Genomic DNA, 21552 nt, shown 5'->3' with positions numbered 1-21552 from the left:
CAGAAAAGACTATGGGAACCGCAGATAACGGGAGCGACCTCCTCACGGTGCACAGCGCCGCCCGCGTCGACGACGACGTCGTCAGCCGCTTCGCGACGTGCTGTAAGGCGCTCGGTCTGGTGGTGTACGAGCGCCAACGACCGGCGGATCTCGCCGCGGCCCGCTCGGGGTTCGCCGCCCTGACGCGCATCGCCCACGAGCAGTGCGACGCGTGGACCGGTCTCGCCGCCGCCGGCGACACCTCGCCGCGGGTGTTGGAGAACATCGCGGCGACGCTGAACACCGCGGGGATCCTGCAGCGCAAGATCGAACTGGCCCCCAGGACCCTTGGGTTCACCTACGACACCGGGCTCTACCTGCAGTTGCGGGCCGCCGAACCGGACGATTTCCGGCTCGCCTACGCCGCGGCCCTGGCCACCGCCGGCCGCTTCGCCGAGGCCGACAAGATTGCCGCCGAGATCGCCGCGCGTCGCCCGGGCTGGCACGACGCCCGCTGGGTGCAGGCCGCGCTGCAGTTCCGCGCCGCGCGCTGGTCCGACGTCGTCAAGCTGCTGACGCCGATCGTCAACGACAAGACCCTCGACGAGACCTTCGCGCACGCCGTCAAGGTCGCGCTCGGCACCGCGCTGGCCCGGTTGGGCATGTTCGCGCCCGCGCTGTCTTATCTCGAGGACCCCGCCGGCCCGATCGAGGTCGCCGTGCTGGACGGGTCGCTGGCCAAGGCGCTGGCCCTGCGCGCACACGGCCTGGAAGAGGACGCCGCCGAGGTGCTGCAGGACCTCTATGCCGCCAACCCCGAGAACGAGCAAGTCGAAGAGGCGTTGTCGGACCCGTCGTTCGGCATCGTCACCACCACCGCGGCCCGGATCGAGGCGCGCACCGACCCGTGGGATGCCGAAACCGAGCCCACCGACGCGGATTTCGTCGACCCCGGCGCGCATGAACGCAAGGCCGCGCTGCTGGCCGAGGCCGAGGAGCAACTCGGCGAGTTCATCGGCCTCGACGAGGTCAAGGATCAGGTCGCGCGCCTGAAGAGTTCGGTCGCGATGGCCCTGCTGCGCCAGGAACGTGGGCTGGCCGTGGCGCAACGCTCCCACCACCTGGTGTTCGCCGGGCCGCCCGGAACCGGTAAGACGACCATCGCCCGCGTCGTCGCCAAGATCTACTGCGGCCTGGGGCTGCTGAAGAAGGAAAACGTCCGCGAGGTGCACCGCGCCGACATGATCGGTCAGCACATCGGTGAGACCGAGGCCAAGACCAACGCCCTGATCGACAGCGCGCTCGACGGCGTGCTGTTCCTCGACGAGGCCTACGCCCTGGTGGCCACCGGCGCCAAGAACGATTTCGGCCTGGTCGCGATCGACACGCTGCTGGCGCGCATGGAGAACGACCGCGACCGACTCGTGGTGATCATCGCCGGCTACCGCGCCGACCTGGATCGGTTCCTGGACACCAACGAGGGGCTGCGGTCCCGGTTCACCCGCAGCATCGACTTCCCGTCCTACACGCCGAGCGAGTTGGTGGAGATCGCCGGCGCGATGGCCCGGCAGCGCGACAGCGTCTTCGAGCAGGCCGCCCTCGATGACCTGCAGGTGCTGTGCAACCACCTGGCGACGACGACGATGCCCGATGCCAACGGCGTCGACCGCCGCAGCCTCGACATCGCCGGCAACGGCCGCTTCGTCCGCAACGTGGTCGAGCGTTCCGAGGAAGAGCGAGAGTTCCGGCTCGACCACCTGGACGCCTCGGCGAGCGGCGCACCGCATGAATTCACCGATGAGGAGCTGATGACTATCACCGCCGGCGATGTCAGCAACGCGGTTGCGCCGTTGCTGCGCGGACTCGGTCTGACGGTGCCCGCATGAGCGGCACCTATCGACGACCCGGTCGCGACGACGACGAGGTCGAGAACACCGACGACCGGCGCTCGTTCGTCTCACGCACTCCGGAAAACAAGAACCCGGAGGGGGTGAGCTACCGCCGCGGTTTCGTCACCAAGCATCAGGTCACCGGGTGGCGTTTCGTGGTGCGTCGGCTCGCGTCCGGGGTGGCGTTGCACGACACCCGGATGCTGGTCGATCCGTTGCGCACCCAGACCCGCGGCGTACTGGTCGGTGTTCTGGCCGTGGTCACGGGACTGCTTGGCTGCGTGGTCTTCTCGTGGATCCGGCCCGGCGGCGACGTCGGCAACAGCGTGGTTCTCACCGACCGGGACAGTTCGGCGATGTACGTCCGGGTCAACGAGAAGCTGCATCCGGTGCTCAACCTCACCTCGGCGCGGTTGATCGCCGGCGAGGCCGCCAAACCGGCCGGTGTGCGCAGCGCGCAACTGGACAAGTTGCCGCGCGGCAACCTGGTCGGCATCCCCGGCGCGCCCGAGCGGATGGTGCAGAACACCGCGCGCGACGCGGACTGGACGGTTTGCGACGGTGTGGGCCAAACCAACCCCGGCGTCACCGTCATCGCCGGTGCACCGGCCGCGGGCAGCGAGCGCGCCGCCGAACTGAACGACGATCAGGCGATCCTGGTCGACAGCGGTGCGGGCATCTGGCTGCTGTGGGACGGGAAGCGCAGCCCCATCGACCTGGCCGACCGCGGCGTGACCGCAGCGCTCGGATTCGAAACGAATATGCCTGCGCCGCGGCCCATTTCACCCGGCTTCTTCAACGCGATCCCGGAGAGCGCGCCGCTGCGGGCCCCGGACGTTCCGGAGGCCGGCGCCGCGCCGCGGTTCGAGCTGTCGGTTCCGGCCCCGGTGGGCGCCGTGGTGGTGGCCTACAGCACCGACAACACCCTGCTGCACTACGCGGTGCTGCCCGATGGCCTGCAGCCGGTGTCGCAGGTGTACGCGACCCTGCTGCGCAACGCCAATTCCTATGGCCTGGAACAGCCCCTGCGGCTGGACGCCGACGAGATCGCGAAGCTGCCGGTGTCGAACCTGCTGGACACCGCGAGCTTCCCGGCGCAGCGCCGCACGATCGTCGACTCGGACTCGGCCCCGATCAGCTGCGTGCGGTGGACCAAGGCGCTGGATGCCAGCACCAGTTCGCTGAGTCTGCTCTCCGGGGCGGCGCTGCCCATCGCCGACGGCGTCGGCACGCTGGATCTGCTGCCCGGTCGCTCCGGTATCACCGCCTCTCGGGTGGCGCTGCCGGTCGGCACCGGCTACTTCACCCAGACCGTGGGCCAGGAGCCGACCTCGCCGATCGCCGGTTCGTTGTTCTGGGTCGCCGACACCGGAGTACGGTTCGGCATCGAGGGTGCCGATCAGGACGAACTTGCCAAAACCGTTGAGGCGCTGGGGTTGACCCCGCCCGCAACGGCCATCCCGTGGTCGGTGCTGTCGCTGTTCGCCCCGGGTCCCGCACTGTCGAAGGCCGATGCGTTGACCGCATACACCAGCACGGGCGGGATGGAGAACCGATGAGCAGGTTGATCTTCGAGGCCCGCCGTCGGCTGCCCCGTCCCGAAGTCCGCAAGGGCACCATCACGATCGAGGCGCCGCCGGAGCTGCCGCGCGCGGTCCCGCCGTCGCTGCTGCGCCGGGCCCTGCCGTACATGATCGTGATCCTGATCGTCGGCATGATCGTCGCGATGGTCGCGACCGGAATGCGGCTGATCTCGCCCCAGATGCTGTTCTTCCCGTTCGTCCTGTTGCTGGCGGCCACGGCGCTGTACCGGGGTAACAGCAACAACCTGCGCACCGAGGAGATCGACGCCGAACGCGCCGACTACCTGCGCTACCTGTCGGTGGTGCGCGACAACATCCGCGCCCAGGCCGCCGATCAGCGCGCGGCGCTGCAGTGGTCGCATCCCGAGCCCGAAGAACTCGCCACCATCCCGGGTTCCCGCCGGCAGTGGGAACGCGACCCGCACGACTCGGACTTCCTGTTGATCCGCACCGGTCTGCAGGACGTCCCGTTGGACACCGCGCTGCGCGTCAAGGACACCGTCGACGAGGTGGACCTGGAGCCGGTCTCGCACAGCGCATTGCGCGGCCTGCTCGACACCCAACGCACCGTGCGCAACGCCCCGACCGGGCTCGACCTCACCAAACTGGCGCGGATCACCGTCCTCGGTGCCCCCGACGAGGTGCACGCCGCGGTGCGGTCCTGGATCGCCCAGGCCGTCACCTGGCACGACCCCGGCGTGCTGGGCGTCGCACTGGCCAGCCCGCAGTTGGAATCCGAGGGCTGGTCCTGGCTCAAATGGCTGCCGCACGTGGACATTCCGGGTGCCGTCGACGGGGTCGGGCCGGCCCGCTTCCTGGCCGCCCATCCGGACGAGCTGATCGCCAAGATCGGCCCGGTGCTGGCCGACCGCCCGCTGTTCGACGGCTCCGACGCCGGCGAGTTGGGGCTGCGCCATCTGCTGATCGTCGTCGATGACCCGGGCTATGACCTGTCGGCGTCGGTACTGTCGGCCGGTTGGGCCGGCGTCACGGTGATCAACATCTCGGACACGCCGCCGCACCGCGAGCAGTACCCGGACCCGGAACGGCCGATCTTCCAGATCGTCGACGGGCAGATCGAACGCTGGGGGGCCAAGGGCTGGCAGCCCGCGGTCAGCCGCGCCGATGCGCTGTCGACGCCCGAGGTCGCGCACCTGGCGCGATTGCTGTCGCGCTGGGATTCCAACCCCACCCACGCCGGGCTGCGCTCGGCGGCCACCAGCGGGGCGACCTTCACCACGCTGCTCGACATCGCCGATGCGACGCAACTCGACGTGCCCACGCTGTGGGCACCGCGGCGGCGTGAGGACGAGCTTCGGGTGCCGATCGGCGTCACCGCCACCGGCGAGCCGCTGTACTTCGACCTCAAGGACGAGGCCGAGGGCGGAATGGGCCCGCACGGCCTGATGATCGGCATGACCGGCTCGGGCAAGTCGCAGACGCTGATGGCGATCCTGTTGTCGCTGTTGACAACCCACTCCGCGGACCGGCTGATCGTGATCTACGCCGACTTCAAGGGCGAGGCCGGCGCCGACATCTTCCGCAACTTCCCGCAGGTCGTCGCGGTCATCTCGAACATGGCCGAGAAGAAGTCGCTGGCCGACCGGTTCGCCGACACGCTGCGCGGCGAGGTGGCGCGCCGGGAGAACATGCTGCGCGACGCCGGTCGTCGCATCCAGGGCAGCGCCTTCAACTCGGTCACCGAGTACGAAGCCGCTCGGGATTCGGGCGCGCCGGGCACCGAGAATCTGCCGCCGATGCCGACGCTGTTCGTGGTCGCCGACGAGTTCACGCTGATGCTCGCCGACCACCCCGAATATGCCGAGCTGTTCGATTACGTTGCCCGCAAGGGCCGCTCGTTCCGCATCCACATCCTGTTCGCCTCGCAGACGCTGGATGTCGGCAAGATCAAGGACATCGACAAGAACACCTCGTACCGGATCGGTCTGAAGGTGGCCAGCGCCTCGGTGTCCCGCCAGATCATCGGCGTCGAGGACGCGTATCACATCGAGTCGGGCAAGGAGCACAAGGGCAGCGGCTTCTTGGTTCCCGCGCCCGGCGCCGATCCGATCAAGTTCCGCAGCACCTATGTCGACGGCATCTACGATCCGCCGCGGCGGCCGAAGTCCATTGTGGTGCCGGCCGATCCGCGTCCGCAGCTGTTCACCGCCGGTGCGGTCGACGCGGATCAGGACATCGTGGTGGTCCCGGTGGAGAACAACGGCGAAGGCGTCTACGCGGGCCCGCCGAAGAAGCTGATCGCGACCATCGGCGATCAGTTGGCGGCCTACGGCCCGCAGGCCCCGAAGCTGTGGCTGCCGCCGCTGGACGAGTCGGTCAGCCTGGGCGCGGTGCTGGCCAATTCCGGTGTCGGCGAAGGGCAGTGGCGTTGGCCGCTCGGCGAGATCGACCGGCCGTATGAGATGCGCCGCGACCCGCTGATCTTCGACGCGCGCTCGGCCGCGGGCAACCTGGTCATCCACGGTGGGGCGAAGTCGGGTAAGTCGACCGCGCTGCAGTCGTTCATCCTGGCGGCGGCGGCCCTGCATTCGCCGCGCGAGGTGGCGTTCTACTGCCTCGACTACGGCGGCGGTCAGCTGAAGTCGCTGGAGTCGCTGGCCCACGTCGGTGCCGTGGCCTCGCCGCTGGAGCCGGAGCGGATCCGTCGTACCTTCGGCGAACTCGAGCAGTTGCTGGAGCAGCGGCAGCACGGCGGAGCCGGCCAGTCGCATTCCCAGGTCTTCCTGGTGATCGACAACCTCTACGCCTTCGGTCGGGACAACACCGATCAGTTCAACACCCGAAACCCGTTGCTGAACCGGGTGACCGAGCTCGCCAACAACGGCCTGGCCTACGGCATCCACGTCATCATCACCACGCCGAACTGGCTCGAGGTGCCGCTGGCCATGCGCGACGGCCTCGGGATGCGGTTGGAGCTGCGGTTGCCGGACGCGCGCGACAGCAATGTCCGGGTCACCGGTGCGCTGCACCGCCCGGCCGATGCGGTGCCGTATGACCAGCCGGGCCGCGGCCTGACGATGGCCGCCGAGCACTTCCTGTTCGCCGCGCCGGAACTGGACCGGATCCCCGAGATCAACGCGCGCTATCCGGATGTCCGGGCGCCGCGGATTCGGTTGCTGCCCACCGACCTGTCCCCGGACGACGTCGCCCCGCTGTACCTCGGCGGCGAACGCATTGTGGTGGGCCAGCGCGAAGAGGACCTGGCGCCGGTGCCGGTCGACTTCGGCGATCAGCCGCTGCTGCTGGTCCTCGGCGACACCAAGTCCGGTAAGACGACGTTGCTGCGCCACCTCATTCGGACGGTGCGGGAGAACGCCACCCCGGATCAGGTGGCGTTCACGGTGATCGACCGCCGCCTGCATCTGGTCGAGGAACCGCTGTTCCCCGACAACGAGTACACGGCCAACATTGACCGGATCACCCCGGCCATGCTGGGCCTGTCGGCCATCATCGAGGGTCGGCGACCGCCGGCCGGGATGGCGCCGGCCGACCTGGCGCGGTGGACCTACACGGGGCACACGCACTACCTGATCATCGACGACGTCGACCAGATCCCGGATGCCCCGGCGATGTCCGGACCCTATGTCGGACAGCGGCCGTGGACGCCGCTGCTCGGCGTGCTGTCGCAGGCCTCCGACCTGGGGCTGCGGGTGATCGTCACGGCGCGGGCCACCGGTTCCGGACATGCCCTGATGACCAACCCGCTGCTGCGGCGGATGAACGAGTTGCAGGCCACCACGTTGATGTTGTCCGGCAACCCGCAGGACGGCGGCAAGGTGCGCGGCCATCGCTTCGCGCGACTGCCGGTCGGTCGCGCGGTCCTGCTGGACGACACCGACACACCGACCCATGTCCAGCTCGTCAATCCGTTGATCGGCGCGAGTATGCAACGAGGAAGGGAGTAACCATCATGACGCTTCGCGTGGTTCCCGAGGGCCTGGCGGCCACCAGCGCCGCCGTGGAGGCCCTGACCGCCCGGCTGGCCGCCGCGCATGCGGCCGCCGCCCCGATGATCACCGCGGTGATCCCGCCCGCGGCCGACCCGGTGTCACTGCAGACCGCGGCCGGCTTCAGCGCGCAGGGCGCCGAGCATGCCGCCGTCGCGGCCCAGGGTGTCCAGGAGCTCGGCCGCTCCGGCCTGGGTGTCGGTGAGTCCGGGGTCAGCTATGCCACCGGCGATGCGATGGCCGCGTCCACCTATCTGACCGCCCGCGGCGTCTGATGACCGCACCCATCTGGTTCGCCTCACCCCCGGAGGTGCATTCGGCGCTGCTGTCCAGCGGCCCCGGCCCCGGGCCGTTGCTGGCCGCCGCGGGTGCGTGGAGCAGTCTGAGTGCCGAGTATGCCTCGGCGGCAGCGGAATTGGCCGCGCTGCTCGGTCAGGTGCAGGCCGGTTCCTGGGAGGGTCCGAGTGCCCAGCAGTACGCCGCCTCGCATCTGCCGTATCTGGCCTGGCTGACCCAGGCCAGCGTCAACAGCGCGGGCATGGCCGCCGAGCAGCAGACCGCGGCCGCCGCCTACACCACGGCGCTGGCGACCATGCCGACGCTGGCGCAGCTGGCCGCCAACCATGCCACCCGCGCGGTGCTGGTGGCGACGAACTTCTTTGGCATCAACACCATTCCGATCGCGGTCAACGAGGCCGACTACGCCCGGATGTGGGTGCAGGCGGCCACCTCGATGAGCGTCTATCAGGCGATCAGCACCACCGCATTGGCGACGGCACCGCGGACCACCGTGGCGCCGTTCATCCTGACGCCGGGCGTCGGCGAGGCCGGCGCGGCGATGGCGAGCATGATGCAGACCGCCACCCAGGCGCAGGCCGCCGAATCCGGTTCGGCGACCACGAATTCGAACATCATCTCGGACCTGCTGGCGCAGTACCAGGACATGATGGATCAGCTGTTCGGGCCCATCCTCGACTTCCTGAAGGACCCGCTGGGCAACCTGCAGCAGCTGATCACCGACTTCCTCACCAACCCGTCCGCGGCGTTGGTGACCTGGGGTCCGCTGTTGTTCGCGGTGGGTTATCAGGCGGTGTCGTGGGTCGGCGCCTCGATCCTGTATCCGTCGCTGCTGCTGGCACCGATCCTGCTGCCGTTGGCGCTCGGACTCGGTATCTGGGGCCTGAACGAGATCGCCCAGCGGGCCGTGCCGCCCGCCGAGGTGCCCGCCGAGGAACAGCCCGAAGCCGCGGTCGCGGCGCCGCGGGTGGACAACATGCCGCTGGCGGGCATGTCGCCGGCCCCGGCGGCGCCCGCGGGTGCCGGAGCGCCCCCGGCGCCCGCCGCCCCGGCGGCCCCGGCCACGCCGATGACCCCGCCGGTCGGTGCCGAGGTGGCCGCCTACGCGGTGCACGGCGGCAACCCCGACGAGGGCGTCGGACCCACCCTCAACGAGGGCAGCGGCGCGAAGGCCCCGGCCTCTGACATCGCCGCCGCGGCCGCGGCGGGAGCGCTGGCCTCCAGTCGGGAGAAGAGCCGGGCCCGCCGACGTCGGGGTGCGGCGATCAAGGACCGCGGCCACCGCGACGAATACATGACGATGGACGACGGCCCGGTCCTGCCGCCGGAACCGGCCCCGCAGTCCGCGAACCGGCCGCAACCCACCACGAAGGCCTCCGAGCAGGGCGCCGGGCGGTTGGGCGCGACCGGAGGTTTCAGTGGCACCGACGCCAAGGAAGAAGTGGGTCAGGCGAGCGGGTTGAACACGCTCGACGAGGACTCCTTCGGCAACGGGCCCACCACGCCCATGCTGCCCAACAGCTGGGGGGAGGGGGAACCGCCTGAACGTCCGTAAGACACGAATCATCCTGCCGTTCAAACTGATTGGAGAACACCAAGCATGAGTCTTCTCGACGCTCACATCCCGCAGATCATCGCCTCGGAATCGGCCTTCGGGGCCAAGACGGCGCTGATGCGGAGCACGATCGCACAGGCCGAACAGGCTGCGATGTCCTCGCAGGCGTTCCACATGGGCGAGTCCTCGGCGGCTTTCCAGGCCGCCCACGCCCGCTTCGTCGAGGTGGCCGCGAAGGTCAACATGCTGCTCGACGTCGCACAGGTCAACCTCGGTGACGCCGGCGCCCACTACGTCGCGCAGGATGCCGCCGCCGCCAGCACCTACGGAGGTTTCTGATGTCCCAGATCATGTACAACTACCCCGCCATGATCGGCCACGCCGGCGACATGGGTGCCTACGCGGGCACCTTGCAGGCCGTCGGTGCCGACATCGCCACCGAGCAGGCCGCGCTGCAGGGCGCCTGGCAGGGTGACACCGGTATGACGTATCAGGCTTGGCAGGCCCAGTGGAACACCGCGATGGAAGAGCTCGTCCGGGCCTACCGCGCGATGTCCATGACGCACGAGAGCAACACCATGGCCATGCAGGCCCGCGACGCCGCGGAAGGCGCCAAGTGGGGCTGAGCCCGTGAAGACGCCCAATGCGGTCGAACTGACCGTCGAGGGCGCCTGGTACATCGCGGATACCGTGGGCGCCGGCACCTTTCCCTGGGTGCTGGCGATCACTCCGCCATACCAGGACGGTTCGGAGCGGGCGGCGTTCGTCGCGCGCCAAACCGAGCAGCTGACCCGCCTCGGCGTGTTGGTCGGCGACAAGATCGACCCAGCGGTACGGCAATGGATCCGGGCGGTGTGCCACCCGGAGCAATGGCTCGAACTGCGGTTCGTCGGTAGCGGCAGCGCCGAGGGGGATCTGCTGCGCGGGATCGTCGCGCGTCGCGGAGACCAGACCGTGGTCGCGCTGCGCAACGCCCAGCTGGTGACCTTCACGGCGATGGACATCGCCGAACCGTACGGTCTGGTGCCGGTGGTGACGGTGGGCCTGTCGAACCGTGCGCCGGCACAGTTCGACGAGTTCGCCATGCCCGCCCGGGTGGGTGCCCGTGCCGATGAACAGCTGCGGAAGGGGGCCGAGTTGTCCAGCGTCCTGGACTACCTCGGTGTCCCCGCGTCGGCGCACGGGGTCGTGCAGTCGGTCTTCGGCGGTCGGCGGCGATACGTCGAGATCGTCGCCGGACAGCGTCGCGACGCCACCCAGCAGACCGCCGAGGTCGGCGTCGCCGTGGTCGACACCGACGAAGGCCGGGTGTTGGTGAGCCCCACCCGCGCCTTCGACGGCGAATGGATTTCCACCTTTGCGCCTGGCACGCCGTTCGCCATCGCGCTGGCATTGCAGCACCTGACGGCGACCCTGCCCGACGGCCAATGGTTTCCCTCGGCCCCCGTGGCCCGTGACTTCACCACCCAAAGCAGCTGAAAGAGAACGAATAGATGACTGACACCTCCGGGGCGACCATTGCCACTCCGGTCATGGCGATCGTGCGCGTTGCCGTCTTGGCGGACAGCCGGATCACTGAGATCGCGTTACCGGCCCAGATGCCGTTGCGCGAGATCATGCCGGCCGTGCTGCGGTTGCTTCCGAACGACCATGAGGACCAGGACGGCGCGGACGGTCCGACCGCACCGCGGCGGTTGAGCCTGGCCCCGATCGGTCGCGCGACGTTCTCCCTGGACGCCACCCTGGACACCGTCGGTGTCGTCGACGGCGATCTGCTTGCGCTGCAGCCGGTTCCGGCCGGCCCGGCGGCGCCGGGGATAGTCGAGGACATCGCCGATGCGGCCGTGATCTTCTCCGAGTCCCGGACCAGGCCCTGGGGCGCCACCCACATTCAGCGGGCGGCCCGGGCGGCCGTGATCGTGATGTTGTTGGCGGGCACGGGATTCGCCGTGGCGCACCGGCTGACCACGGGGCATCCCGCGGGTCTGTTCGCGGTGAGCGCGTTGGCGGCGCTGGCCATCGTCGCCGCGCTGGCCCTGCGGGCCCGTTCTCAGCAACCCGCGGTCGAGTTGTCGATCGCCGCGCTGGCGCCCATCGCGGCGGCCTTCGCGCTGGCGGTGCCGGGCGAATTCGGGCCCCCGCAACTGATTCTCGCCGCCGCCGGGGTGACCGCGTGGTCGCTGATCAGCACCTTCATCTCCGAGCGTTCGCTGGGCTTCTTCACCGCGGCCACGGTCGTCGGATTCGGCGTTCTGGTGGCGGCCGCGGTGGCCGCGATCTGGACCGTGCCGTTGCTGGCGCTGGGCTGCGGCCTGATCGTGTTGGCGCTGCTGATCAACGTGCAGGCCGCGCACCTGTCGGCGCTGTGGGCCCGGTTGCCGCTGCCGGTCATTCCCGCACCGGGCGACCCCGCGCCGTCGGCGCCGTCGCTGAAGGTGCTCGAGGACCTGCCGCGCCGGGTGCGCATCAGCGATGCCCATCAGACAGGGTTCATCGCCGGAGCGGTCATCCTGTCGGTGCTCGGTTCGCTGGCCATCGCCGCGCAGTCGCAGTCGCCCGGGGTGTGGGGCACCTACATCGTGATCGCCACCGCCGCGGCCGCCGTGCTGCGGGCCCGGGTCTGGGACACCGCGGCCTGCAAGGCGTGGCTGCTGGCCCAGCCGTATCTGGTCGGCATTGCGCTGCTGATCGCGTTTTCGATTCAGGGCCGCTACGAACTGGCGCTGTGGGCGGTCGGCGCGTTGGCGGTGGTCACCGTGGTGTGGGTGTTCGCGGCCACCAACCCGAAATTCGCTTCGCCGGAGAGCTATTCGCTGCCCATGCGGCGCTACGTCAGCTTCCTCGCCGCGGCCATCGACGCGTCGCTGATCCCGGTCATGGCCTACGCGGTCGGCCTGTTCACCTGGGTCCTCAATCGATGACCCGAGTGCTTCGGCTCGGACTCAAGACCACCGCGGCCGGTTGCGCCGCGGCCCTGGTGCTGAGTCCGGCGGCGTGGGCGATCGGCCCACCGGCGGTGGACCCCGCCACGCCGCCGCCCGCCGGTAGCGCCGGCGCTGCCGTACCGATGCAACAGCAGGGCGACTGCATCACCACCGGTGTGCTGCCCGGATTCGACCCGGCCGTCGCATCCCAGAATCAGCGGATGCTCAATCTCGATGGGGCCTGGCGGTTTTCGCGCGGTGAGGGGCAGACGGTCGCGGTCATCGACACCGGTGTCAAGCCGGGTCCGCGGCTTCCGAACGTGGAGCCCGGCGGCGACTACGTCGGCGACAGCGACGGACTCACCGACTGCGACGGCCACGGCACGCTGGTGGCGGGCCTGATCGGCGGACAGCCCGGTGACGATGCCTTCTCCGGCGTCGCCCCGGCCGCGCGCATCCTGTCGATCCGGCAGGCCTCGGCGCGGTACTCGCCGCGCACCACCGGCGGTGATCCGGTGCTGGAACACGCGAAAGTGGACATCGATTCGTTGGCACGGGCCGTGGTGCGCGCGGCCGACCTGGGCGCGCGCGTCATCAACATCTCCTCGGCCACCTGCCTGCCGGCCGGGGCCGACGTCGATCAGACCGCGCTGGGCGCGGCACTGCGGTATGCGGCGGTGGACAAGGACGCCGTGATCGTCGCGTCCGCCGGCAACGCCGGACCCAACGGGATCGCCGGCGGCCAGGCCTGCCAGTCCAATCCCGTGGGCGGGGCCACCAACCCGGAGGACCCGCGGAACTGGGCCGCGGTCGGCGCGGTGTCCACGCCGTCGTGGTGGCAGCCCCATGTGTTGTCGGTGGGATCGCTGACGCCGGGCGGACAACCCTCGAAGTTCACCATGAGCGGTCCGTGGGTCGGTATTGCGGCCCCGGGCGAGAGCGTGGTCTCGGTGAGCAACGGCGACGGCCTGGCCAACGCCGTGCCGACGGAGCGCGGACAGTTGGGCGCGATCAGCGGAACCAGCTTCGCCGCGGCCTACGTGTCCGGGGTCGCCGCGCTGGTGCGCAGCCGGTTCCCCGAAATGCCGGCCAATCATGTCATTCAACGCCTGACGCGTACTGCCCACAACGGTGCGCGGGATCCGTCCAACCTGGTGGGAGCGGGCACCCTCGATCCGGTTGCCGCGTTGACGTGGGAACTGCCGCCTCCACCCGGGGAACTCCCAGCCACTCAGATAGCGGCGCCGGTTGCGGCACCGCCCCAGAACCACACGCCGCGAAACATCGCGTTCGCCGGCACGGCCGCCCTTGCGGTCGCCGTCGCCGCGGCCGCCTTCGCGGTGAACCGACGAAAGGAACGCTCCCAGTGAGGATTGCTTGGCCGGGGGCCGGTCGGCTCACCCTGGTGCTGTTGGCGGTTGTGCCCGCCGCGATGGCCTACCCCTGGCAGACCGTGACCGGACAATGGGCCCTCGGCATCGCCGTTGCGGTCGCGATCATTCTGCTCGGCCAGTGGCGGGGGATGTTCTTCACCACCATGATCCGGCGCCGCATCGCCCTGCTGGGCTCGCGCGAGTCCCGCGGGGGCGCACGCCATCTGGTGCAGCGCACCGGCGCCGACGCCCAGACCACCGTGGTACTGCGGGTGCTGCCGGAAAGTGACGGCGAGTTGCCGCTGGACGTGATCGCCGGCTACCTGGACCGGTACGGCCTGCGCTGCGAGGCGGCCCGGATCACCAGCCGAAAGACCGCCGCCGGGCCCACGACCTGGATCGGGCTGACCATGTCGGCGGCGACGAATCTCGCCGAACTGCAGGCTCGGTCCGCGCGGATCCCGTTGCGCGACACCGCCGAAGTCGCGTTGCGGCGGCTGGCTGATCACCTGCGGGAGCTCGGTTGGGCGGTGACCACCTCCGAGGTCGATGTGCCGGACATCCTGGGCCCGCAGGCCAAGGCGAAGTGGCGTGCCGTCGAAGACGGACCGAAGAGCTTTGTCGCCGCCTATGCGCTGCGGGTCGACGACGCGCTGCCGGAGACGCTGGCCAAGCTGTGGGCGCACTCCTCGCCGGAGGTGTGGACCGCCCTGCAGATCACCCCGGACGGCAAGGTGGCCGCCGCCTGCGCGATCCGCACCGACGAGATGCCGGGGCGGGCCGCACCACTGCCGGAACTGACCTCGCTGCGGGGTTATCAATGGGAGGCGCTGGACGCCATGTCGCCGACCGCCACCGATCGGCTTCCCGGGGCCACTGCCACCACCGCGGACCTGGCCTCGCTGCGCTGGCCGATGCGCGGGACCGCCGTCAAAACATAAGCGGGCGAAGGAACCTCGTCATCCGGCGCAGGTATTCCGGCTGACTGACGTGCAGGATGTGGTTGCCGGGGAACCAGTGCAAGGCACAGCGATCCCAGTGCTCCCACAGCGCCTCGGCCTGCTCGGGCGGGGCCAGCCGGTCGCCGAGACCGGTGATGATCAGCCGGCGGTCCTTGGGGACCTTCGGCGCGTAGTTCAACGGCGAATGGAACGCCGAGGCGCGCGCCGCCTCCTCCCGGCCGATCCCGCTTGCGTGGCGCCCGAACTCGACCAGCTTGTTGGCCGGCCACCAGTCGTCGAACGCCGATTCCGGGTTCACCACCGGAACATTCGGGATGACGGCCTCCAGGCGGTCGTCGGCGGAGGCGATCAGTGACGAGGTGTAGCCGCCCAGCGACATGCCCGTCAGCGCCATCTTGTCCACCCCGGTCGACTCCAAATAGTCCAGGACGGACCGGAAGTCGTGAACGGCCTGCGCCATGGCCTCGGCCATGCCGGCCATTCCGTTGGAGAAGAATCCGTAGCCGCTGAACGGCGAGAACCGTTCTGCGCGCCGACCGTGGAAGGGCAACGTGTACAGCAGCACGTCGAATCCGGTGCGGTAGAACCACGGCAGCGAGAAGAACAGCCCGTTGACCAGATACGGCGAGCCCAGAAACCCGTGAATGACGCACAGCGTGGGGTGCGGGCCGTCGTCGTGGCGCCAGTGCTGGGCGTGCACGACGTTGTTGCGGTTCAGGCCACGCCACAGGTTGCGCATCTCCGGATTACGGGCCTCGTAGCTGCTTTGGAACTGCACGTGTTGGACGTCGCCGTGGGTGACCCAGCGCGCAATCGGGTTGGCCGGTTGCACCGAGACGCGCGGCTTCGATTCGGGCGCCGGAAACGACAACTCGGTGTCGTGTTGGGCGGCCATGTCCGCATAGAACCGGAGGTGTTCGCGCTCGCGTCTGAGATCGTTGCCGCGCAGCACCCCGGCGACGACGGGCGGCAGCATGGCCGCCCCCACCAGGGACGCGATGCCGGTGCGCAGGCCGAGGTCGGCGACCGCGGAGACATCGACGATGGCGCGTTGGGTGAGCGTCAGTTCGGAGCGGTCCGGCAGTCCGCGCTCACCCGCGTCCGCGCCGGGAACGTCGGGAAGCGGGATCGGGAGGTCGACCGGTGGTTCGAGATCGGCGTCGGGTCGCGGTGCGGCCGGGGTAGGTGAGCCCACAGTTCCCGATGGTAGCCCCGGAAGCCGGATCAGGACAGGCCGAACAGTCGTGCGCCGTTGCGGTAGAAGATGTTGCGCAGCCAGTCCTCGTCGCCGACACCGAGTTCGATCAGGGCGGTCATGGCCTCGGCGTAGCTGTAGGGGATGTTGGGGAAGTCGCTGCCGAACAGGATGCGTTCGCTCAGATCGCGCAGTCGGTGCTTGTGATCGGCGGGGAAGGGCATCATCGTCTCGGCGAAACCGGTGAATGCCATGGTGGTGTCCAGCATGGTGTGCGGGTGCTCGTCGCAGATGTCGAGGAACTCGGCGTATTCGGGCATCCCCATGTGGGCGATGATCAGGACCAGGCGTGGGTGGCGGCGCAGCAGGGTGCGGATGGGTGCCGGCCCGGTGAATTCACCGGGGGCGGGACCGGATCCGCAGTGGATGACCACCGGGGTGGCACTGTCCTCGAGTGCGCCCCACACGTCGTCGAGCAGCGGGTCGTTGGGGTCGTAGTGGCCGACCTGGATGTGCGACTTGAACAGCTTGGCGCCCTGAGTGATTGCCGTACGCACGTAGTCGGCCGCCCCGGGTTCGGGGAAGAAGGTCGCGGTGCTCAGGCAGTCGGGGGTCTGAACCGCGAATTGATGCGCCCACTCGTTGAGCCACTGCGCCATATTGGGCTTGTGCGCGTACACCAGCGAGGTGAAGGCCCGCACCCCGAAGCGGCGCAGCGTGTGCACCCGGTCCTGCTCGGCGGTGCGGTAGCGGATGGGCCATTCGCGGCCCGTGAGCGGGCCGGCCGAATCGAAGTACTTCCACACCTTGTCCATCACCGGCTTCGGCATGAAGTGGGTGTGGACGTCGACGACACCCGGCAACTCGAGCTGCTGCCAGATCCGTCGTACCGGTTCTATGTCATCCATCGTCATAGAGGATGTCATCATGTGGAACCCGGAGGTGTACCTGGCCTTCGCCGATCATCGTGGTCGCCCGTTCTTCGACCTGGTGGCGCGGGTGGGTGCCACCGCGCCGCGACGTGTCGTGGACCTGGGTTGCGGACCCGGCAACCTGACCGTCGCGCTGCGGCAACGCTGGCCGGCGGCCGTCGTCGAGGCGGTGGACAGTTCGCCGGAGATGGTGGCCGCGGCCCGGGGGCGCGGCATTCCCGCCGAGGAGGGCGACATCGCCGCGTGGTCTCCGAAACCCGATACCGACGTGGTGATCTCCAACGCCGCGCTGCAGTGGGTGCCCACGCATCGCGAACTGCTGCTGCGGTGGGCGGCCGAGCTACCGACCGGTGCCTGGCTGGCAATGCAGGTGCCCGGCAACTTCGATGCGCCCTCGCACGTCGCGGTGCGCACCGTGGCGCGTCGGCCGGCGTTGGCGGCGGCATTGCGCGACCTCACCTTCCGCGAGGCCGACGTGGTGGACGCGCCGCTACAGTACGCCGACGCGTTGGCCACGGCCGGCTGCGACGTCGACGCCTGGGAGACCACCTATCTGCATGAGCTCACGGGGGCGACGCCGGTGCTGGACTGGATGGCCGGCACCGTGCTCACCGAGGTGCGGGCCAGGCTGTCCGAGCCGGCGTGGCAACAGTATCGACGCGAGATCATCCCGCTGCTCGCCGAGGCCTATCCGGCCCGTGCGGACGGTCGGACCTTCTTTCCGTTTCGCCGAGTGTTCGTGGTGGCCCGCGTTCGCTGAGTCAAGTCGTACCCCCATGGCACAATCGAAAGTATGTTCGAACCGCCCAAGGTGAGGCCACCGACACCGGCGACGACGGCTCTGGTCGACCGCATCGCCGCGGCGTCGCGCGCCGAGGCGCAGGCCGCCGCCGAGCGTCTGGTGGCCATTGCCGACCTCTTCGAGGAGCGGGAAAAGAAGTTCGGCGGGTGTGACAACTGGGTGATCGATATCTGGGAGGCGGTCGCTGCCGAGGTGGCCGCCACGTTGAGGGTGAGTCTCGGGATAGGGAAGAGCTACCTGCGGTACGCGACGGCGATGCGCTACCGGCTGCCCAAGGTGGGGGCCGTCTTCGAGGCCGGTGACATCGACTACCGCCTGTTTCAGACGATCGTCTTCCGCACCTTCCTGATCACCGATCTCGATGCCTTGGACAAGGTGGACGGCCAGATCGCGGCCCGGGCCCCGCGGTGGCCGTCGATGACCCGCCGCAAGCTGGCGGCCAAGATCGACACCATCGTGGCCCGAGTCGACCCCGATGCGGTGCGGCGATCCAAGGAGTTGGCCGAGGACCGCTTCGTGAAGGTCGAGGACAGTGACGCCGGCATGGCCGAGGTGGTCGGTCGGATGTTCGACACCACGAGTAAGGCCCTGGACCGGCGGCTCAACGAGCTGGCGGCCACGGTCTGCGAGGCGGATCCGCGCACCCGGGACCAGCGGCGGGCGGACGCGATCGAGGCGCTGGTGGCCGGTACCGACCGGATGCCCTGCCGGTGCGACAGTGCGGACTGCCCCGCCGCTACCAAGACTCGGCCGCCCGGCACGGTGGTCATCCACGTCGTCGCCGAGCAGGGGAGTCTTGACGGGACCTCGCAGACCCCGGCGGTGGTCGCCGGCAGCGACGCATTGATCTCCGCCGAGGTGCTGCGGGAGCTGGCGGCCACCGCCAGGCTGCTACCGGTGATCGGACCGGTGGACGCCGACCCGGAGCCGCGGTACATCCCCTCCCGGGGGTTGGCCGATTTCGTGCGCTGCCGGGACTTGACCTGCCGGGCGCCGGGCTGTGACCAGCCCGCGATGGACTGCGATGTGGACCACACGGTGCCGTACGAGTGCGGCGGGGCAACACACGCGTCCAATTTGAAGCTACTTTGCCGAAAGCACCACTTGCTCAAGACATTTTGGGGTTGGCGCGATGAGCAGCTCCCGGACGGCACGGTGATCTGGACGCTGCCCGACGGCCGCAAGCATGTCACGACCCCGGGCAGTGCCCTGCTGTTCCCGTCGCTGTGTGCGCCGACCGGCAGCCTGCCCGAACCGCCCGAGGTCGCCGACGCGCCCTGCAACAACCGGCTGACCATGATGCCGCTGCGGAGTCGGACCCGTGCCCAACACCGAGCCGCGGCCATCGAGGCCGAACGCCGCCGCAACGAGCGGCGTCGGACCCAACGCCGCCGTTGGGACAAATGGGATTTCGACCTGCACTCGGTGCCCGACGGGGAGCCGCCGCCGTTTTAGGGCACGGCTGGCATCCGGCCGCAGTATTCTCCAGACTGTGGCGGAAACGTCGTACGCATCCTGCGGCGACCTGAGCCTGGCATATCAGGTGTTCGGCGACGGGCCGATCGAACTCGTCGTCGTCATGCCGTTCGTCAGCCACATCGAGTTGGCCTGGACCCTCCCCCAATTCAAAGCGTTCGTCGAGCAACTCGGCACTTTCTGTCGCGTGGCGCTGTTCGACAAGGCCGGGGTCGGGCTGTCGGACCCGGTGCCGAAAGTGCGCACGCTGGAGGATCGGGTCTCGGAAATCGAGGCCGTCATGGATGCGGTGGGATTTCAGCAGGCCGTCGTCTCCGGTCTGAGTGACGGTGGACCAGCCGCCATGATGTTCGCGGCGACGCGACCGGAACGAGTCCGAGCGCTCATCCTTTGCGCCACATACGCATTCAATCCCGGCGAATGGGAGGACCTGGAGCGTGGCCCGTCCGCATTACGGGCGCGTTATGTCGCCGAGGTGGGCGAGGAATACACGCCGTCGATAGAGCAGCTCGCCCGCTGGCTGGACGCGTGCCGCGCCGTGCGCTTCGGGTGGGGCAGTGGTGCGGCAGCGAGTATGAGCGCGCCGTCGGTCCGGTCGATCCGCCAACTGGCGATGCTGGAGCGTATGGCCGCCAGCCCGGGGATGGCCCGGGCATCGTTCGAAGCGGCGTTCTCGACCGATGTGCGCCCGATCTTGTCAGCGATCGCTGTGCCAACCCTGATCATCCATTCCCGCCAGGACCCCGCCGTTCCGGTGCATGGCGGCCGGTATCTCGCCAATCACATTCCCGGCGCGCGGTACCTGGAGGTCGCGGGGGAGGACCACGCACCCTTCCTGACCGAGCCCGACAAGATTCTGGCGGAAATCGAGCAGTTCCTCACCGGAAGCCACGCCGCGCCCGCGCAGTCCCATCGCGCCCTGCGCACGGTGTTGTTCACCGACATCGTTGCCTCGACGCAACACGCCGCCGCATCGGGCGACGAGCAATGGCGTGCGGTATTGCACCGCTTCGGCGAGATCACCACCGAACTCACGCGGCAGTTCGGCGGCGCGGTCGTCAAGAGCACCGGCGACGGCCACCTCGCCACATTCGACGGCCCGACGCAGGCCATCCGCTGTGCCGAAGCGCTGCGCGGGGATGCCGAGACGCTGGGCATCGAGATCCGGGTGGGCATTCACACGGGCGAGTGCGAACTGCTCGACGACGACATCGGGGGGCTCGCCGTCCACATCGCGGCGCGGATCCTCGGTCACGCCGGCGCCGGCGAGATCCTCGTTTCGCGCACCGTGCGCGACCTGGTCGTCGGCTCGGGCACGGGTTTCGAGGATCGCGGCAACGTCGAGTTGCGCGGCGTGCCCGGCACCTGGGAACTCCTGGCAGTCGATCGCCATGGCCCGCGGGCGGGATCGCCCGAGGCGGAACTGGCAGCCATCCCGACTCCCGGCCGACAAACCGCGATGCGACGCTCGGACCGCGCCGTCGAGGCGATCGCCAGGCACGCACCGTGGATCCTGCGCGGGGCGGTCCGCCTGGCCCCGGTTGTCAGGAACTGATAAGCCGAGACCCGCTGATCTGTAGCGTGATTCGCCGCCGGTCAGGGCAGTCCGGCGTTACCCCGATCGTGCAGCAATTCGAGCGGGTCGAGCGTGTCCCACACTGTGCGGTAGAAGTCTTCCTTCAGCGCGGCCGCCGCGACCTCCATGTTGATGAGGTCGGCCGCCTGGTCGTAGCCGTAATAGGCGATGCCGACCGGGGGCAGCGTCAAAAGCAGCTGGTTGATCCCCACCTGGGCGATGCGCTGGTCCGGATCCGCGGCCGCGGCGGCGATGTGCAGCAGCGGGATGGGCAGGTTCACCCACGGCACCATCTGGCTCACGCGGTACCCGGCTTCGTAGCCCTCGCGCACAAACGGCTCGAGGGCATCGGGGCTGGCATCCAGGACAGCGGTGCGGATGTCGAGGAACGGGCCGAACATCCCGACCGGTTTGGGAGCGGGGTCGTCGGCGCGGAATGGGTTGGAGAACAAGTCGTCGGTCGACGCGGCGGCGGGGACGTCCTCGGACTGCGCCGCGGCCGCCAGCGGTGCCGGCGCCGGCTTCAGGGCGCGGGCCGTCTCCGCGGCCCTGGCCGCCAGGTTCAGGCGTGTGGGCTGCTGGGTTTCGTCCTCAGCGACGTCGGTGTCGGCTTTGTCGGCGGCCTTGGCGGCCTTGGTGAATCGTTTCTGGAGGTCTTTGACCGCGTCGGCCGGGTCGAACTTGGACACCCGCTCGATTCGGGCCTCGCGGGCGTCGCGGGCCTCCCGCGCGACGGTGGTGACCCGCTGCTCCAGCTTGGAGGCGGTCTTTCCGAGGCGCGTCGACGGTTCCTTCTTCGGGCCCTTGGCCTCGGTCGAGGTGGCGTCGGACTTGCTGTCGGATTTGGTGTCGGCGGTGTCGGCGTACGCGGCGGCCGCGCCGCCCACGGCGATCGCGGCGCCCACTCCCGCGGCTACCGCTGCACCGCCCAGGTAGCCGATGTACTTCGGTGAGGTCATTGCCGTCCTTCCCAGAGGCCAAAGGGCATCGTAAGGGTTGGTGTCCGGGTGGGCAGCACGAGAGTTGTGGTACGAGTGAGGA

At 69.4% G+C, this 21552-nt stretch carries 17 protein-coding genes; 14 read left to right on the top strand and 3 right to left on the bottom strand.

The features are described from left to right. The first annotated feature begins 11 nt into the window (after positions 1–11). The 11 genes from eccA to eccE are packed head-to-tail and all read left to right on the top strand — an operon-like array spanning position 12 to position 14509. On the top strand, positions 12–1865 hold the full coding sequence (gene eccA, locus RCP80_RS21290; RefSeq protein ID WP_308479563.1) for a type VII secretion AAA-ATPase EccA: 1854 nt from the start codon (positions 12–14) through the stop codon (positions 1863–1865). Beyond that, positions 1862–3427 (top strand): type VII secretion protein EccB, encoded by a 1566-nt coding sequence (eccB, locus tag RCP80_RS21285; RefSeq protein WP_308479562.1) that lies wholly within the window; start codon positions 1862–1864, stop codon positions 3425–3427. Before eccA ends, eccB begins: the two co-directional genes overlap by 4 nt. Then, the gene (gene eccCa / locus RCP80_RS21280) at positions 3424–7377 is read left to right on the top strand and encodes a type VII secretion protein EccCa (protein WP_308479561.1); all 3954 of its coding nucleotides are present in this window, start codon (positions 3424–3426) and stop codon (positions 7375–7377) included. Before eccB ends, eccCa begins: the two co-directional genes overlap by 4 nt. 5 nt (positions 7378–7382) lie before the next feature. Beyond that, positions 7383–7694 (top strand): PE family protein, encoded by a 312-nt coding sequence (locus RCP80_RS21275; protein ID WP_308479560.1) that lies wholly within the window; start codon positions 7383–7385, stop codon positions 7692–7694. After that, positions 7694–9271 (top strand): PPE family protein, encoded by a 1578-nt coding sequence (locus RCP80_RS21270; protein WP_308479559.1) that lies wholly within the window; start codon positions 7694–7696, stop codon positions 9269–9271. The genes RCP80_RS21275 and RCP80_RS21270 overlap by 1 nt, the downstream gene beginning before the upstream one ends. 45 nt (positions 9272–9316) lie before the next feature. Then, complete coding sequence (esxG, locus tag RCP80_RS21265; RefSeq protein ID WP_308479558.1) at positions 9317–9610, top strand: type VII secretion system protein EsxG; 294 nt, start codon at positions 9317–9319, stop codon at positions 9608–9610. Continuing rightward, positions 9610–9897 (top strand): WXG100 family type VII secretion target, encoded by a 288-nt coding sequence (locus RCP80_RS21260; RefSeq protein WP_126335613.1) that lies wholly within the window; start codon positions 9610–9612, stop codon positions 9895–9897. Before esxG ends, RCP80_RS21260 begins: the two co-directional genes overlap by 1 nt. Positions 9898–9901: 4 nt before the next feature. After that, positions 9902–10750: an ESX secretion-associated protein EspG gene (locus RCP80_RS21255; RefSeq protein ID WP_308479557.1), complete on the top strand. Its 849-nt coding sequence runs from the start codon at positions 9902–9904 to the stop codon at positions 10748–10750. 14 nt (positions 10751–10764) lie between these two features. Then, positions 10765–12192, top strand: a complete 1428-nt coding sequence (gene eccD, locus RCP80_RS21250; RefSeq protein ID WP_308479556.1) for a type VII secretion integral membrane protein EccD — start codon at positions 10765–10767, stop codon at positions 12190–12192. Continuing rightward, positions 12189–13565, top strand: a complete 1377-nt coding sequence (gene mycP / locus RCP80_RS21245; protein WP_308479555.1) for a type VII secretion-associated serine protease mycosin — start codon at positions 12189–12191, stop codon at positions 13563–13565. Before eccD ends, mycP begins: the two co-directional genes overlap by 4 nt. Next, a complete protein-coding gene (gene eccE / locus RCP80_RS21240; RefSeq protein ID WP_308479554.1) occupies positions 13562–14509 on the top strand; it encodes a type VII secretion protein EccE in 948 nt (315 codons plus the stop codon). Before mycP ends, eccE begins: the two co-directional genes overlap by 4 nt. Here eccE and RCP80_RS21235 read toward each other — a convergent pair. Together RCP80_RS21235 and RCP80_RS21230 are read right to left on the bottom strand one after the other, a co-directional pair. Beyond that, the gene (locus RCP80_RS21235; RefSeq protein WP_308479553.1) at positions 14499–15725 is read right to left on the bottom strand and encodes an alpha/beta hydrolase family protein; all 1227 of its coding nucleotides are present in this window, start codon (positions 15723–15725) and stop codon (positions 14499–14501) included. The two genes, eccE and RCP80_RS21235, sit on opposite strands and share 11 nt — an antisense overlap. Before the next feature lie 29 nt (positions 15726–15754). Further along, positions 15755–16633, bottom strand: coding sequence for an amidohydrolase family protein (locus tag RCP80_RS21230; RefSeq protein ID WP_308479552.1), 879 nt, complete (start codon positions 16631–16633; stop codon positions 15755–15757). A 19-nt stretch (positions 16634–16652) separates the two neighbouring features. Between RCP80_RS21230 and RCP80_RS21225 the strand changes: the two genes are divergently transcribed. Genes RCP80_RS21225 through RCP80_RS21215 form a run of 3 tightly spaced genes read left to right on the top strand, consistent with a single transcriptional unit; the run spans position 16653 to position 20490 of the window. Beyond that, complete coding sequence (locus RCP80_RS21225; RefSeq protein WP_308479551.1) at positions 16653–17417, top strand: trans-aconitate 2-methyltransferase; 765 nt, start codon at positions 16653–16655, stop codon at positions 17415–17417. 33 nt (positions 17418–17450) lie between these two features. Continuing rightward, on the top strand, positions 17451–18914 hold the full coding sequence (locus tag RCP80_RS21220; protein ID WP_308479550.1) for an HNH endonuclease signature motif containing protein: 1464 nt from the start codon (positions 17451–17453) through the stop codon (positions 18912–18914). Positions 18915–18951: 37 nt separating this feature from the next. Beyond that, complete coding sequence (locus RCP80_RS21215) at positions 18952–20490, top strand: adenylate/guanylate cyclase domain-containing protein (RefSeq protein ID WP_308479549.1); 1539 nt, start codon at positions 18952–18954, stop codon at positions 20488–20490. Between the two features lie 41 nt (positions 20491–20531). Here RCP80_RS21215 and RCP80_RS21210 read toward each other — a convergent pair whose 3' ends face one another. Further along, the gene (locus tag RCP80_RS21210; protein ID WP_308479548.1) at positions 20532–21470 is read right to left on the bottom strand and encodes a hypothetical protein; all 939 of its coding nucleotides are present in this window, start codon (positions 21468–21470) and stop codon (positions 20532–20534) included. Positions 21471–21552: the final 82 nt, after the last annotated feature.

It is taken from the genome of Mycolicibacterium sp. MU0053, from assembly GCF_963378095.1.
In the GTDB taxonomy this organism is placed as follows: Bacteria; Actinomycetota; Actinomycetes; order Mycobacteriales; family Mycobacteriaceae; genus Mycobacterium; species Mycobacterium burgundiense.
This window is presented reverse-complemented; position numbering and strand designations above follow the sequence as displayed.

Coding starts and splice junctions, on each gene's coding strand:
- eccA (WP_308479563.1), top strand. CDS start 12: ATGGGAACCGCAGATAACGGGAGCGACCTCCTCACGGTGCACAGCGCC.
- eccB (WP_308479562.1), top strand. CDS start 1,862: ATGAGCGGCACCTATCGACGACCCGGTCGCGACGACGACGAGGTCGAG.
- eccCa (WP_308479561.1), top strand. CDS start 3,424: ATGAGCAGGTTGATCTTCGAGGCCCGCCGTCGGCTGCCCCGTCCCGAA.
- RCP80_RS21275 (WP_308479560.1), top strand. CDS start 7,383: ATGACGCTTCGCGTGGTTCCCGAGGGCCTGGCGGCCACCAGCGCCGCC.
- RCP80_RS21270 (WP_308479559.1), top strand. CDS start 7,694: ATGACCGCACCCATCTGGTTCGCCTCACCCCCGGAGGTGCATTCGGCG.
- esxG (WP_308479558.1), top strand. CDS start 9,317: ATGAGTCTTCTCGACGCTCACATCCCGCAGATCATCGCCTCGGAATCG.
- RCP80_RS21260 (WP_126335613.1), top strand. CDS start 9,610: ATGTCCCAGATCATGTACAACTACCCCGCCATGATCGGCCACGCCGGC.
- eccD (WP_308479556.1), top strand. CDS start 10,765: ATGACTGACACCTCCGGGGCGACCATTGCCACTCCGGTCATGGCGATC.
- mycP (WP_308479555.1), top strand. CDS start 12,189: ATGACCCGAGTGCTTCGGCTCGGACTCAAGACCACCGCGGCCGGTTGC.
- RCP80_RS21230 (WP_308479552.1), bottom strand. CDS start 16,633: ATGGATGACATAGAACCGGTACGACGGATCTGGCAGCAGCTCGAGTTG.
- RCP80_RS21225 (WP_308479551.1), top strand. CDS start 16,653: ATGTGGAACCCGGAGGTGTACCTGGCCTTCGCCGATCATCGTGGTCGC.
- RCP80_RS21220 (WP_308479550.1), top strand. CDS start 17,451: ATGTTCGAACCGCCCAAGGTGAGGCCACCGACACCGGCGACGACGGCT.
- RCP80_RS21210 (WP_308479548.1), bottom strand. CDS start 21,470: ATGACCTCACCGAAGTACATCGGCTACCTGGGCGGTGCAGCGGTAGCC.